This window comes from Sinorhizobium sp. CB7, from assembly GCF_041357635.1.
Taxonomy (GTDB): Bacteria; Pseudomonadota; Alphaproteobacteria; order Rhizobiales; family Rhizobiaceae; genus Rhizobium.
This window is the reverse complement of sequence record NZ_JAULLL010000001.1, coordinates 58,289-72,273: the sequence shown is the minus strand read 5'-3', so window position 1 is coordinate 72,273 and position 13,985 is coordinate 58,289. Positions and strand designations below refer to the sequence as shown.

Genomic DNA, 13,985 nt, shown 5'->3' with positions numbered 1-13,985 from the left:
GCACCTCCCCCCGCTCGCCCGGCGGCGGCTCGACGCTAAAAGAAGAGGTTGTCGCTCGGAACCGCCATGCCTAACACACCCGTTCCATCCCCAGGGGAACTAGAACCGCGCAAGGGGAGCCCGAGCCCTCGGCTCAGCGAGGGCAATTTCAAGAAGCGGTTTCTGGATCAATTCAAGGATCCGGCTTACCGGCCGCTGCAGGAAGAGCTTCGAAAAATCGCGAGCGCAGCATGGGATGCCTACCTCAACTCCCGTAAGAGCCCGATCACTCGGAAAGCGGGACCGGAATTCGCCGATCCGGAATATGACCTGGCGGTCGATTGGCTCGATGCCCGCGACGCGATCCACGCAGCCCAACGGCGGCATGACGAGAAGAGCCCACTCAGAGTGCTGCTGATCAACGGATCCTCGCGCAGTGAACACACCTGTCCCGGAGAAGTGTCGAAAAGCTACAGGATGGTCGAGATCGCCAGCGATGTTTTTGGAAGCCGGGCCGACGTCAAGGTCCACATCCTCGATCTCAGCCGCCTGGCATCCGAATACGGCCGGAGGATTCACCCCTGCAAGGCATGTTTTTCAACCTCGGCAGCCCTCTGCCATTGGCCATGTTCCTGCTATCCCAACTATTCTCTCGGGCAGGTTCATGACTGGATGAACGAGATCTATCCGCTGTGGGTCGAGGCACATGGCATCATGATCGTGACGCCCGTACACTGGTACCAGACCTCATCGCCGCTCAAGCTCATGATCGACCGGCTTGTCTGTGCCGACGGCGGCAATCCCGATCCGACGACGACCCACGGCAAGCACGCCGGGGAAGCGAAGGAACTGGAGATGAAGGGGTGGGATTATCAGCGTCACCTGGCGGGCCGTCTCTTCTCAGTGGTCGTTCACGGCGACACTGAAGGGACAGAAAACGTCAGGCGAAGCGTTTCAGACTGGCTAAGGTCAATGGAGCTCATGCCGGCCGGCACTTTGGCGGAAGTCGACCGCTACGTCGGCTATTGGGAGCCCTACGCAACGAGCCATGCGGCCTTCGAAAGTGATATCAGCATGCAGGAAGAAGTCAGAAACGCCGCACGAACTCTGCTGGAGGGAATAATCGCGCAGCGTGAAGGCAACTTCGCTGCCGCGGGCACCAAGCTCCGCCAGCCGCGTGAAAAGTAGCGGGCGACATACGCCGCACCTGCTGCAAGCTGCAGGTCGACCATCATTGCTGAGCGAGACGCCTACGCTCCCTCGATCGAGCCGCCCGTCGCGCATGCCGCAACTCGTCAAGCGTTGGCTGCCACCAGCCTCGTCTGCGGTCTTCCGTCGAGGCGGGACTGCGAGCTGGCCACGTCTTCACGAGTTCTTCGAGCCTGGCGGGACGCCATTTTGCCCAGACGAGTCCTTCCTCGCGGATGGTCGGATAGAACCGAGTAACCGTCTCCTCGTCCGCGAGTTCCCCGTCCGTCCCTGTGAAGACGACAAGGCCTAGAATCGTAGCGACAGGGCGGCCGGGTGGGGGCATATCGTACATTGAAACCGGATAGCGCCGCCGTCGCCGCTCCGCGCTACGCGCCCTCGCCTCTCTGGCCTTGTCCGTGTTTTTCTCGGTCTCGCGGCGCTTCCTGACTTCTTCCGGTTCGTATCGCCTGGCCGCCGCCTCGATCGTCTTCCACCGTCGCCGAAGCTCCTCATAGGATCGGAAAGGCACATGCCAGATCCGCAGGTCCCTGTCCCAACTTGCGAAGGGAATCTCGCGAAGCTGCTCGACCACCGTCTTGGAGTACGGTGTTCGGACACGAAAGCCAGTCTCCGTGACCTCGAAATAAGAGCTGGCTATCGGGTCGAATTCGTAGGCGTCCCTGCCCTTGGCGTCGACGTAGGCATCTGACTGCGCGGCCTCGTGGGCGAGCCACCGGCCAATCCGTTTCGAAGCCGTCGTACCGGGGACGAACCAAGCCTGAAGATCGTCGTTCCAGCGGGCACGGGGAAAGGCCGCGCGGAAACGCTCGACGGTCATGCGGTCGTATGGGAACTCCGCCGTTGCACCGATGGAATTGATTTCTGGATCTTTCGTCATCGCGGACACTTTGTCTATCGGCGAAGCGAACGGATCTAACGCCTAATCGGCAGTTTCGCCAAGCGTGTCTGCAACATAGGCGCCGCGTGCGCCCATCGGTCGCGAAGGACCGGTCGTCGTATCCCTGGCGGTCTGATGTTCAAGTTCTGAATTTATTTCGGCCCCAACGATCAGGATGAGGACCGACAACCAAGTCCACATCAGGAATCCGACCAAGGCGCCAAGGGTGCCATAGGTGGCGTTGTAATTCGCAAAATTCTCCAGGTAGAACGAGAAGCCCAACGACATCGCAATCCACGCCGCGGTCGTCAGCGCCGCGCCCCATGTCAGCCACCTGAATTTTGCGGGTTTCCGGCTTGGACCGAAGCGGTAGACGGCCGTGACGGCCGCAGCGACGATCACCAGCAGAATGGGCCAGCGCAGGATAAGGGCCAGTTGTTCTTTCCACTCGCCGAGCCAAAGGTAGGACAGAACGACCGGGATTGCGGCGACAAGTATTGCCATGACGGCCGCGCAGAGCATAGTGCAAAGCGTGAAGCATAGGGCGATGAGATTGAGCCGGATGAAACTCCGCTTTTCGCGTTCCTCGTATGCGACATTCATGGCGTCGAAGATCGCAAGGGTCCCGCTATGGGTGCTCCACAGCGCGACCACGAGGCCGATGAAGAACGCGATGCCAAGTGTGCTCTCGCGCCGTTGGACAAGAGCCTGAATTTGCTCCGCAAAGATGTCAAAAGCGCCAGGTGGAAGCACGCCCGCCATTTCGCGGAGGTGGTCCGATATGGTGATTGGATCTGCGACCAAGCCATAGAGTGCGACCAGCGCTGCCAGAGCCGGGAACACTGCGAGCAGGAGGTAGAACGTGACGCCGGCCGCAATCAGCGTGACACGGTCGTCGGAGACCTCGTGGACGACACGCCAGAAGACGTCGCGAAGTCCGCTGACAGAGATCTCCTCGGGTACATCGGCGCCGCGGCCGCGGCCCTGTGGTTCTTCTGCGGGGACATCGGCGCTGACAGGGAGCCGATCACGTCTCGGAAAGGCGGTGATGAACGCTGCCATGCCGATGACCGCAAAGATCATTGTTGACATTGCGGGCGATCTCACGGTGCCAGATCGTGTCAACATGGGGCTCCTCCGAAGACTTGCATACTCCGATAACGCCCGGTTCCGATCAAAGATGCACTTGGGCCAAAACAATTTTGCCGCGCCGCAAACAGCAGATTCCGTGGAACAACACGCATCCTTAGCGGTTAGGCCGGATACGATCGATATGGCAGACAGGCCGAACGATCGGTTCAGGACCTCCGTCGCGGGCGGCGCGTCCTTCGGGACAACAACTATCAGGGACCGAGCGATTATCCCTTAGAGCCGGATGATTTCAGGTCGAATTGACCGGAAATCTGAATCCGTCTCTACATCAAAGAGTTAGAGTGGGACGTCGCCCACCACGCATACTTTTCGGCATCCCGCTCTAGCGGACAAATGGAGAATTCATCATGCAAGTCAGTGAAGCTATGACTCGAGACGTGCGCATTGCTCGCCCCGAACAGTCAATCCGGGATGCCGCAGCCATCATGGCAGAAATCGATGCCGGCGCAGTCCCCGTCGGTGAAAATGACCGTCTGGTTGGGTTGATCACGGACAGAGACATTGCGATACGAGCTATCGCCCGTGGCAAAGGCCCCGATGCGAAGATCGCAGACGTGATGACTGCCGAGGTGAAATACTGCTTCGAAGACGAAGACGTCGACGACGTGTTGCAGAACCTCGCCGACCAGCAGATCCGACGGCTTCCTGTCGTCAATCGCGACAAGCGCCTCGTTGGCATTCTTTCGCTGGGAGACATCGCCATGACATCTGGTGATGGTGCGGCGGGATCGACACTCGCTGACATATCACGCCCAGGGGGTGAACATTCTGAGACTGGCGGCGCGAGAACCTGAGTTTTCAGGCGGACGGTCAGTCAGGCAAGGACGCGTGATCGTGACCGGTGTGCTAACTACCGGGGACGCAGCCTTCTCGTTCCTGAGCAGCGCACCCGCAAATGACCGCCCTGCCCGCATCAGCTCCCTGCCTTTGCAGTGTTGCCAACGCGGGAGCGGGACGAGTTCTGAGCCACTACGTTGCGCCAGAACAGCAATCTTGGAGGTTGATTCCCATGGTGCAGTCTGGCGCCACGCGCATCCAGTGGGTAGAACTTCACGGAGCTGCGGCCCTTGCCGCAGTTGCGATGCTGATCGGGACCGCTTTCGGTCTGAGCACCCTAATCACGCCGCTCTACCTCATATACCAGCAGCGATTTGGTTTTTCGCAGATCACCCTGACGCTTATCTACGCCGCTTACGCCGTCGGCAACGTCGCCGCGCTTTTATATTTCGGCCGGATCTCGGACCGCGTCGGCCGACGCCTCATCGCGATGGTCGCGATTGCGACCTTGATCATCGCCGCGCTCGTCTTTCTATTCGCCAATGGCATCACGGCGCTTTACATTGCGCGCGTTCTCAGCGGTCTCGGCGTCGGTATTGCCAGTGGCACCGGTAATGCCTGGCTCGCCGAACTGATCGCCAAAGAGGAAAAGAAACGGGCTGCCATCATCGGGACGACTGCTAACTTTCTTGGTCTCGGCCTGGCGGCCTTGTTGTCTGGCCTGCTTGCGCAATATGCCCCATGGCCACTGCACCTGTCGTTCATCATCTACCTTTTCGTCCTTTGCGCAACGGCGATCCTGGTTTCGTTCACCCGAGAGACTCTCCGGCATCCGGAACCCGGCGGTCTCGAAATGCACCCGCAATTGGCGCTACCACAGCAAATCCGCACGCAATTCGTCGCTCCCGCTATTACAGGCTTTGGTCTGATGGCGCTGGTCGGCTTTTATGCGGCCCTGATGCCCTCAATTCTGCTGCACGACCTCCACATCACAAGCCACGCCGCGGCTGGCGCACTGTTCTTCGAACTTGCGATGGTGGTTGCAGTCGTGATCGTTGTGACACAAGCGCTGGCAAGCCGCACTTCCATGATATTGTCGCTGGCGCTCATGATCCCGGCAGCCGGTGCTGTGGTCGCCGCGCAAGCTTTTGGAATGCTCTGGATAGTGGTGGCAACAACGGCTCTTGTCGGTGTCTCCGCCGGGCTTGGCTACAGGGGAAGTCTGCAGGTGGTGAACCAGATCGCACCAACGGACAAGCGAGCCGCCGTGGTGTCGAGCTATTTCCTTTTCTGCTTCATGGGCAATGCGCTTCCGGTGATCGGCACCGGCGTGCTGTCGAGCCTTACCAGTATGACCGTCGCCGACATCACGTTTGCCTGTGTGATCACCGCATTCGCTGTGATCGCGCTGATCTTCGGCCTCATCTACCGAAGCTGATGCTCGCCCGCTGACAAAGCGAAGGCTTTTGCCCGAATTCCCTCCGCGCCTGAAATCTCCACACACTGTTCGGCATCGCGTTCCAAAATCAGGAGCGCGGAACAAGTTCGGTCGCCGTAGATTTGATATTCATGAAAAACATGACTTTGCTCGCAGCATCACTGACATGGGTCCTGTGTGGCGCCGCCGGTGCTCAGGAGCTTCAGGCGGAAGCCATCAACAACGCTCCGATCGCCTCGATCCCGTCAGAGCCACCATCCAACCCCTCGCCTCGACCCGAGCCCGCCATCGTTCATCTCCAAATTCTTCTGGATCGCGCGGGTTCATCTCCTGGGGTGATCGACGGCTATTATGGGGAGAACGTCACCAAAGCGATTGCCGCATTTGAGACGATGCAAGCTCTTCCTGCTGACGGAAAGCTGGACCCTGAGGTCATCGGCCGACTTGCGGACGATATGCCCGTCATCCAAGCCTATGTCATCTCCAAGGAAGATGCCGAGGGTCTCGTGGCGAGCATCCCCAAAGACTACGCCAAACAAGCCAGGATGGAGCACCTCGGATATACGAGCATAGCGGAGAAACTGTCCGAGCGGTTTCACATGGACATCGATCTTCTCAAGGCGCTCAATTCGGGCTCAAGATTTGCCGTCGGTGAGACGGTGTCGGTTGCGATGCCGGGCGTCGCGAAGCAGGGCACGGCCAAACGGATCGAGGCGCGCAAGCGAGCGGGGCAGGTCCTGGCGTTTGCGGAAGATGGTTCGCTGCTTGCTGCATATCCCGCCACGATCGGCAGCGAAGAGTCGCCTTCGCCCTCCGGCACGCACAAGGTCAAGGGCGTCGCTCGAATGCCCCCCTACATCTATAATCCCAAGGTCAACTTCCAGCAGGGCCACAATCGCAAGATTCTAAGGCTGCCTAGTGGCCCTAACGGCCCCGTGGGAAGCGTTTGGATCGATCTGACGGAGCCAACCTACGGGATCCACGGCACACCGGAACCCTCACTCATTGATAAATCTCAGTCACACGGATGCGTTCGCTTGACCAACTGGGACGCCGAGGAATTGGCAGGGATGGTCAAGCCAGGGGTCATCGTCGAGTTCACCGACTGACCGTCTGCTGGTTTTGTTTGGAACTGAGAGAAAGGTAAACCTGCTCAGCCGGCGCAGTCCCGTTGGGCGAGTCGTGCGATTAAGCAGGAACGTACGTCAGCCTAATCGTCTCCTCGCCAACGGGCTCGGTGGAAACAAGGCGGAGCGGCGGCCGCGGGCCGGCAAAGAATGGCTTGCCGCGGCCAAGCACGATAGGTTGGAAGTAGAGTCGGTACTCATCGATAAGACCAAGGTCGGTTAGGCTTCGTGCTAGCTCTGGTCCGGAAACTGCAATCTCCCCAACGAGCCGAGCCTTAAGACCACGTATCACCGCCTCGACATCGTCCTCGACAAGTGTGGCGTTGGGGCCGACTGACTTCAACGAGCGCGACACGACCCACTTAGGTTGGCGCCGCCACGCCCCCGCGAACTCGTGTTGCTCCCCACTCCACTCAGGACGGTCTTCGTCCCAATAACGCATGGTCTCGTACATGCGGCGACCGTACACGCTGCCGGTCAGGTCGCGCACGTGCTCTGTCCAGTGACGAAAGAGCGCCGGATCTGTCCGCAGTTCCAGATGGTCGACGTAACCGTCCAAGGACTGGTTCATTCCGAAGACAAGCTTTGCCATGCTACCAAATCTCCACTCCAAGGCCTTCAAGATAGTACGACCAGCGTGGCACAGAAAGTGACGTTAGGCGCAAACTGCGGGCCGCTTCGCGGCATAGACCCGTTTGGTGCGTCGGAGGTGGCTCGTGGACGCCGTCACCAGGGGCCCCTCGCCCGCTTCACACACCCTCGACCGGTCGCCCCTTTCGTACCATCCTTCGTCGACGATTGAGGATTCGTGCTGCTCCTCCTCGAGGTTGGGGGGAGCTCGCCCTCGCATATCCCGTCGCCATTTCAGATCCCCAGTTCTGAGGATGCGGGTCGACAGCAGCCGCGGTTATTGGAACGCAATGTCCTCGGCGCTCACCTTGCTCGCCGGCGACAAGCAGCGGGAGCCATAGGTTCCCACATTCAGCAACCAGCAAGGACGACAAAGCGATCGACCCAGTTGCGGCGTCGAGGCACCGCTCGGATTTGAGCGTGACCTTCACCAGCCACGCGCAGGGCGACCCGAAATGCGGAGACTGACATGAACACCGAACCACTGAAGCGGCTGATGTGTCTCGGCTGCGGATTTTCCTATGACGAAGCGCTCGGCCTACCCGAGCACGGCATCGCTCCCGGCACACGCTGGGACGATATCCCCGACACCTGGGTCTGCCCGGACTGCGGCACGCCCAAGCACATGTTCGAGATGGTCTTCATCGGCTACGCCGAGGGCGGACCGGATCTCGCCAGCGCCGCCTAACGCAGCGTAACCAGGAGTAAGCCATCATGAGCAAGTCTTTCATCATCCGCGACCATGAGCGTGGTCACGACACGGTTCGGTCGGACGGCACCCGTTCGTCCTATATCGCAGGGCATCCGGACGGATTCGTTACGCGGGCTTCCAGCTTCAATTTCCACGACTATCAAAGCGGACGCCCCGGCTTCGGGCCGATCCGAGTCTTCGGCGACGAGGTGTTCCACGGCGCCGGCTGCGGCTACAATATGCATCCGCACCATAACTTCGTCATCTGTGCCTTCGTCTTCGAGGGTCAACTTACCCATCTCAACACCGCTGGCGAGGGCATGGTCGATAATCTGAGGGCAGGCGACTATTACGTCTTCTCGGCAGGCTCGGGTGGCAAGCACTCCGAGCTCAGTGTCACCTCCGAGGACATGCACTCCATCTACCTGTGGCTGATGCCGAAGCAGCTCTACCTGCCGCCGACCTACCACCGAGCGCATTTCGACTACCGCCGCCGGCGCAATGAGATCGTACAGCTCGTCGGCGACGCCGACAGCGCGCTGCCGATCTCGCAGGATCTGCGCGTCTCGCGCCTCATGGCCGACGGTGGCGGGACCTTCACCTATGAGCTCCGCTCCAAGGGACACGGCGCCTACGTCTTCATCCGCGAGGGCTCGGCCAATATCGGCGGCATCGCGCTTGGACGCCGCGACAGCGCAGGCTTCTCGGAACGCGATGACCTGACCATCAAGATCGATGTCGGCGAGGACGACAGCGACATCATGATCATCGAAACGATCATGATCGACGACGACGTGATCAAGGCCTGGGAGCACGACCATGCCGGCCATTGATCATTCCGGCGCGGCTCCCAAGCCGGCTAGGCCGCCGCGGACCTCAGCATGCGAGGCGGCCGGGACGTATGGGGCAGCTACGCCCTGCCCCTTCCGCCATATTTGCAGATCGCCGATCTGCCGTGGCGACTGGAGCAATCCAGACTGCCCGGGCAGCAGGCTCGCCATCAGAAAAGGACAGTGACATGCCGATCATAGATGTACGCTACCAGGCGGGTGGCCTTGACGCCGCCGCCAAGGCGAAGCTCGCGACGCTGCTCACCGAGGTGCTGATCCGCATGGAGGGCGGGGCCGACACGCATGGCGGCCGCGCCTTCGGCTGGGTGCTCTTCAGCGAGCTGCCGCATGGCGACTGGTGGGTCGGCGGCGCGACCGACGGCAGCTTCGTATCGCCGCCCGGACGCTTTCTCGTCCACGTCACCATCCCCGAGGGCTACATGAACCAGGCCCACAAGAGTGAGGTGCATGGCTGGGTAAACGACGCGATTCTCGCCGTCACCGGGGCCACCGGCAAAGCAGGCGCGGGCGCAAGCATCCTCGTCGTGATCAACGAGGTGCCTGAAGGCAACTGGGGCTGCGCGGGACGCTCGATCAGCCTCGAAAGCATCGCCGACTCGGTTGGGCTGCCTAAGACGAGCGAACGTTTCGCCTGGGTGCAGTCCTACTTCGCGGCGAAATCGCGGATGCTCACCGTATCCGCCTATCCGAAAGATCTCGGCGGACTGCCACCAAGCCAAGCTCGCTGAGCCAAACCGAAACGCCAACTGCAACCTGATCGGCGGCCGCGAGGCCGGATCGAAACAGGAAAACGCACTCCTGACGGGGCTACCTGTCCCGTCAGGATCTTCCATCAAATTCAAACCGACAAACGATCTACCATAAAAAGGGTCAAACCAATGAACACCGTAGACACCTCCCGCCGCGACTTCTTTCTCATCGCCGCCGCAGGCGCGGTCGCGGCCTCCGCGGTTGCAGCGACAGCAGGTGAAGCGCTCGCCTATCAGGGCAACATGGAGCGTGCCTTGTCGTCTCTGTATGATGCGCTGGCATCGCTGCGCGAAGCCACCCCTAACAAGGGCGGGCACAAGGCCGCCGCCATCCAGCTCATCGAACAGGCGATTGGCGAAGTACGTGACGGCATCGACTTCGCCGACGAACACGGTGGCGGCGGCAACTGACCATGGCGAGCGGAGCCTCGCCCAATCGAAAAGGAGTCACGGTCGTGGCTGTCTGCAACATCCCACACGCGGCACTTGCCGTGTTGAGCTTCGCGACAGGAAGCGCCTTTGCGGCAGAAGCCCGCTACGCGTGCAACCCTCCCCGCGCCGCCATTGACTCAGCCAAACATCCGCTCCGCAAGCTAAATAGGTGCTGGGCCTGCTGCATGTTTCCTCAAATCGGAACCAATTTGATTTAAGGAAACATGCTGCAATTCAAAGCGCTACAGCGTCCTTTGTGCGTCTGAAAAGACGCACGGCGCTGTAGGTCAAGAGCTAACTAATTTTTCGGTTTTCCAGCCAGGTGGTCCGAACCAGGTGTTCATCGCGTCTTGAAGACCAGCCTGCGTCCTGTCGCCCACCCACGCCACATATCCATCGGGCCGGATCAACACCGCGGTTGGAGCGGAGACCAAGCCCAACGCAGGCAGTTCCCATGGACCGTCATATTTGGCGTAAACCAACTTAATGCGATCTGACCACGGCGTGATGTCAAAGCTGCCAAGCGCGCCGAGATTCAACAGCACTGGCAGCGCATTTTGGAGGAGCGTAAAGATACGTATCGGACCATCAGGCGTGACCAGGTCGAGGTCAGGCATGCGGCGGCCGACCAGCGGATGCCCCTCGCCGAGGTCGTAATGGATACCAAGTCCGGACATCTCGGCAGCAATCCGTTTGCGAGGCTCCTCCATGCCAAGGAGCTCTGTTACGATTTCACGCAAGGCCTCAGTGCGATCACCAGTCCGTTGCAATGCGACCTGTGCCATCGTCGTGCGCAATACGCGGGCCGCAACCGGATGCCGTTCGGCGTGATAAGTGTCGAGCAAGACTTCAGGCGATGCTCCTTTCACGACTTGGGCCAACTTCCAACCCAGATTCACCGCATCCTGCACACCAGTATTAAGGCCTTGTCCGCCCACCGGAGAATGCACATGTGCGGCATCGCCGGCCAGGAGAACCCGGCCCTTGCGGTAAGCCGCCGCCTGCCGCGACATGTCGGTGAACCTGGAAATCCACTTTAGGTTGTGGATTCCGTAATCTGTTCCGCATGCCGCGATAAGTGCTTCTCTCAGATCGCTGAACGTGGGCTCGCTCGATGCGCCGGCATTCTTTTCAGTCACCATGATGCCGATCGGACCTTCACTCGCAAAGATGATCTTGCCGTCGCGAATTTCATACTCCTCCCTGCCGAAGGCATGGATACCAAGGGCCGTGCGATGAATGCCCAATGGCGGCTCCTGCGCCATCTCGGCCTCGGCGAGGATGCTGCTGGTCGTCGCATCCCATCCTGGAAACTCGATGTCGGCAGCTTTGCGGACCAGACTGCGGCCTCCATCGCACCCGACGAGATAGCTTGCCCGCAGCGACGCACCATCGGACAGTTCGATCGTGACGCCCATGACGTCCTGCGCGAAAGACGTCAATTCACGGCCGCGATAGATCGGCACCGCCAGCTCGCTGACCCAGCCAGCGAGAATGCGCTCGATGTGCTTCTGCCTCAGCGCCAGACCGTAGTTGTGCCGGGTCGGAAAATCGCTGATGTCCAAACGCATGACCGCGAATCCCGTGACTTGGGCTATTTGTCCTTCCGCGAGGAACCGGTCCACGATTCCGCGCTGATCGAGAACTTCGAGAGTGCGTGAGCTCAGACCGCCAGCACGCGAGCCGGCAAGCTCTTGGTTAGGGCGGCGTTCGACAATGGCTACGTCGACGCCCGCCAACGCCAACTCGCCTGCCAGCATTAGGCCCGTCGGACCTCCTCCGGCAATCACGACTGCATGTTCTGTCATCCGCAAACTCCCCCTGGCAGTTCCGACTGTCCCAACGCAATATCTCAGAGTTCTAATGCATGTCGCGCAAAAGTGTGCAGCGGGTTTGCGGCAACGACATGCATCTGCAAGCAATTTAACAGGTCCTAAGCCTAGTTAGGGAACGGCGATTAGCATCACGTAAGCTACGAAGACCACAAGATGAACCGCCCCGGTCAGCACCGTGGTACGTCCGGTCCCAAAGCTGATCGTGCTGATCGCAAGAGCAAGCACCAACAGGACCGTATCACCAGCACCCAGGCCCAGCGTCAACTCGCTGCCGGTGATGAGGCTTGCCGCAGCGACGACCGGTACCGTAAATCCGATCGTGAATTGGCAGCCATGTGTCAGATCCTTTCGGTGAACCGCCGGTGTGCCGGCATCAATTTTCCAAGAAAAAGGCGCGCACGATCGCCCCCGCTCCCAGCGCCACGATCAGGATTGGCAGAAGCACCCCGGTGCTGATCCGCAGGAACAGGAGAATGCCGATCGCGCCGAAGAGAACGCCAACGATACCGCGGGACACCACAGGGATGTCAGCACGCCTCAGCCGCAGTCCAAGTACAATACTGTCGGCGATGGCTGCGATAGCGGGAACGAGCAGGATCAGGGCCATCCAGCGATGAGGCAGTTGATAGCCGAGTTCGTCTGCGAACATCGTCGCGCCTATCAGAACCAGGACCGAGCCTCCAACGATGGAGCTGATCCACGCCGGCGCGAAGGTGATGCGGTGTTTCGGGGACGTCATTGGCAGTCCGTCACGCGGCGAGCCGCTTTTGACGTGCGGATTCGGTGGCATGATTGCGGCTGCAGGCAAGGAGAAGCCATGTCAACGCACCGGCACGCAAAATCGTCAGGATCAGCAGGGTCCCGAAATTGTCGGGGGCGACGTCGCCATCCCCGAATGCCTGGATGACGTGTCCTATGGAGACGCCGGCGTGGAACAGGATCGCGTAGACGGCTATCGCCGCCTTGAATTCGAACCTCCGCCAGAAAGACAGGATGGCAACCATGCCCAGCGAAAGATCCGCAATACCGACCTCGAATTCGAAAGGGCTCGGTTGCCAGCCGATCTGCCGCGAGGCAATTTCGGGAAGAAAGACGTGGAAGAAACCCGCCCAGACGCCGTCGGCCCCAACCGCCAGCAGGAGGAGCCAAGAGAGATAGCGGTCCGGCCATGGCTCCGGCCTGCCGAGCGTCGCGCCGGCAAGGAGGGCGCCAAGACAAAACACGACCGGAAGGTTTGATAGCAAGAGACGGATGGTATCGGCGATCATGGTTGTTTCCATGCGAGGCTGTTTTAGGAAGCGGCCGCATGGCCTGTCCGCGGATCGGCGTCCGCAATCGGCGCTGACGGCGACGTGCTCCACCTCTACGCAAAGGCAGGTCTGGCTGCATCCTCAGAACTGGTGATTGGTCGGGCGACACATGCGAGCCGCGGCTGTACGGCGCGCTGAATGTGCGGCAGTATGGATACGAGGTTCTGCTTATCCCGCTCGGTGAAAGGCGTCTTCTCCCTGAACAACAGGATCAAGGTCCTTTCGGCATCCCCGAGGGCCCCGAGAAGGAGGTGGTTCCTGCCCAGTGGTCTTGCGAAGTTCTGGTAGAAGTCGGATCGAAAAAATGTGTCGGCAGGCAACAGTTCCTCGCCGATCCTGACGGCGGAGCCCCAGTCTCTCGCCGGGATTTCGCGCAGAGCCGCCCCACGCACCGGATCGCTCGGCGCAAAGCGTGTGGAATATTGCTCCTCTGCCGGCAAGGTCGGCTGCAATACGTTCACGACGTGCCCGTGGGTCCGGCGCAGGCGCAGCGAACCCGAGTCGACACCGATGAACTGGAAAAGCTCCTGCCCGGCGGCGAACCAGTCCCCGCCGCCTGCGCTTGCATCGTAAAGTCCGCCGATAACGGAGAAGATGTCTGTCCCGGACATCCGCGCTCGCCCCTCAAGCGTGAAACACGCATTCAGTTGCAGTGGTCAGAACGCATTCTTCTGCTCTTGTTGGCGGCACTGGCCAAGTCTTCCTGAGGACCGTGAGCACCACTGGAAATTGATGATACACCTTTTGGTGCATTGTCGATTGCTGCGGCCAAAACCCGGCGCTCCCGGGAACAAAGGACACGGCGGAAAAATAGATCGGCATTGTCAGACTGCAAGCCACTCTGCAGTCATAGGTGACGGACCGCGAACCGTCCGAATGGGCGTGTTCGACTTTCCGATTTCAACGCCTTCACCAGTTCTGAGGA

General features: G+C 60.2%; 16 protein-coding genes. 8 read left to right on the top strand and 8 right to left on the bottom strand.

What is annotated here, in order from left to right:
* Nucleotides 1–66: 66 nt before the first annotated feature.
* Nucleotides 67–1,167, top strand: a complete 1,101-nt coding sequence (locus AAE029_RS00400; protein ID WP_371070803.1) for a flavodoxin family protein — start codon at nucleotides 67–69, stop codon at nucleotides 1,165–1,167.
* 43 nt (nucleotides 1,168–1,210) lie between these two features.
* Here AAE029_RS00400 and AAE029_RS00395 read toward each other — a convergent pair whose 3' ends face one another.
* Both AAE029_RS00395 and AAE029_RS00390 read right to left on the bottom strand, forming a co-directional pair.
* A complete protein-coding gene (locus AAE029_RS00395; protein ID WP_371070802.1) occupies nucleotides 1,211–2,068 on the bottom strand; it encodes a hypothetical protein in 858 nt (285 codons plus the stop codon).
* A gap of 42 nt (nucleotides 2,069–2,110) precedes the next feature.
* Nucleotides 2,111–3,160, bottom strand: coding sequence for a YihY/virulence factor BrkB family protein (locus AAE029_RS00390; protein WP_371070801.1), 1,050 nt, complete (start codon nucleotides 3,158–3,160; stop codon nucleotides 2,111–2,113).
* A 407-nt stretch (nucleotides 3,161–3,567) separates the two neighbouring features.
* Between AAE029_RS00390 and AAE029_RS00385 the strand changes: the two genes are divergently transcribed.
* From AAE029_RS00385 to AAE029_RS00375, 3 genes are all read left to right on the top strand, one after another.
* Nucleotides 3,568–4,014: a CBS domain-containing protein gene (locus AAE029_RS00385; protein ID WP_371070800.1), complete on the top strand. Its 447-nt coding sequence runs from the start codon at nucleotides 3,568–3,570 to the stop codon at nucleotides 4,012–4,014.
* A 215-nt stretch (nucleotides 4,015–4,229) separates the two neighbouring features.
* The gene (locus AAE029_RS00380) at nucleotides 4,230–5,435 is read left to right on the top strand and encodes an MFS transporter (protein ID WP_371070799.1); all 1,206 of its coding nucleotides are present in this window, start codon (nucleotides 4,230–4,232) and stop codon (nucleotides 5,433–5,435) included.
* Between the two features lie 131 nt (nucleotides 5,436–5,566).
* Nucleotides 5,567–6,544 (top strand): L,D-transpeptidase, encoded by a 978-nt coding sequence (locus tag AAE029_RS00375; protein ID WP_371070798.1) that lies wholly within the window; start codon nucleotides 5,567–5,569, stop codon nucleotides 6,542–6,544.
* 79 nt (nucleotides 6,545–6,623) lie between these two features.
* On the opposite strand, the gene AAE029_RS00370 is transcribed toward AAE029_RS00375, so the two are convergent.
* Nucleotides 6,624–7,154, bottom strand: coding sequence for a dihydrofolate reductase family protein (locus AAE029_RS00370; RefSeq protein WP_371070797.1), 531 nt, complete (start codon nucleotides 7,152–7,154; stop codon nucleotides 6,624–6,626).
* A gap of 507 nt (nucleotides 7,155–7,661) precedes the next feature.
* On the opposite strand from AAE029_RS00370, the gene AAE029_RS00365 reads away from it, so the two are divergent.
* The 4 genes from AAE029_RS00365 to AAE029_RS00350 all read left to right on the top strand — a co-directional run bounded on the left by AAE029_RS00365 (nucleotide 7,662) and on the right by AAE029_RS00350 (nucleotide 9,894).
* Nucleotides 7,662–7,880: a rubredoxin gene (locus AAE029_RS00365; RefSeq protein WP_371070796.1), complete on the top strand. Its 219-nt coding sequence runs from the start codon at nucleotides 7,662–7,664 to the stop codon at nucleotides 7,878–7,880.
* A gap of 26 nt (nucleotides 7,881–7,906) precedes the next feature.
* Nucleotides 7,907–8,716, top strand: a complete 810-nt coding sequence (locus tag AAE029_RS00360; RefSeq protein WP_371070795.1) for a pirin family protein — start codon at nucleotides 7,907–7,909, stop codon at nucleotides 8,714–8,716.
* Between the two features lie 185 nt (nucleotides 8,717–8,901).
* A complete protein-coding gene (locus tag AAE029_RS00355) occupies nucleotides 8,902–9,462 on the top strand; it encodes a 4-oxalocrotonate tautomerase (protein ID WP_371070794.1) in 561 nt (186 codons plus the stop codon).
* A gap of 150 nt (nucleotides 9,463–9,612) precedes the next feature.
* Nucleotides 9,613–9,894, top strand: a complete 282-nt coding sequence (locus tag AAE029_RS00350) for a hypothetical protein (RefSeq protein WP_371070793.1) — start codon at nucleotides 9,613–9,615, stop codon at nucleotides 9,892–9,894.
* A gap of 308 nt (nucleotides 9,895–10,202) precedes the next feature.
* Here the strand turns inward: AAE029_RS00350 and AAE029_RS00345 are convergent, their stop codons facing one another.
* The 5 genes from AAE029_RS00345 to AAE029_RS00325 form a co-directional block, all read right to left on the bottom strand.
* Nucleotides 10,203–11,723, bottom strand: a complete 1,521-nt coding sequence (locus tag AAE029_RS00345; RefSeq protein ID WP_371070792.1) for an FAD-dependent monooxygenase — start codon at nucleotides 11,721–11,723, stop codon at nucleotides 10,203–10,205.
* 135 nt (nucleotides 11,724–11,858) lie between these two features.
* On the bottom strand, nucleotides 11,859–12,014 hold the full coding sequence (locus AAE029_RS00340; RefSeq protein ID WP_371070791.1) for a hypothetical protein: 156 nt from the start codon (nucleotides 12,012–12,014) through the stop codon (nucleotides 11,859–11,861).
* Between the two features lie 109 nt (nucleotides 12,015–12,123).
* On the bottom strand, nucleotides 12,124–12,489 hold the full coding sequence (locus AAE029_RS00335) for a hypothetical protein (RefSeq protein WP_371070790.1): 366 nt from the start codon (nucleotides 12,487–12,489) through the stop codon (nucleotides 12,124–12,126).
* Nucleotides 12,490–12,499: 10 nt separating this feature from the next.
* Complete coding sequence (locus tag AAE029_RS00330) at nucleotides 12,500–13,018, bottom strand: DUF6790 family protein (RefSeq protein ID WP_371070789.1); 519 nt, start codon at nucleotides 13,016–13,018, stop codon at nucleotides 12,500–12,502.
* A gap of 95 nt (nucleotides 13,019–13,113) precedes the next feature.
* Nucleotides 13,114–13,671, bottom strand: a complete 558-nt coding sequence (locus AAE029_RS00325) for a hypothetical protein (protein WP_371070788.1) — start codon at nucleotides 13,669–13,671, stop codon at nucleotides 13,114–13,116.
* Between the last annotated feature and the right edge of the window lie 314 nt (nucleotides 13,672–13,985).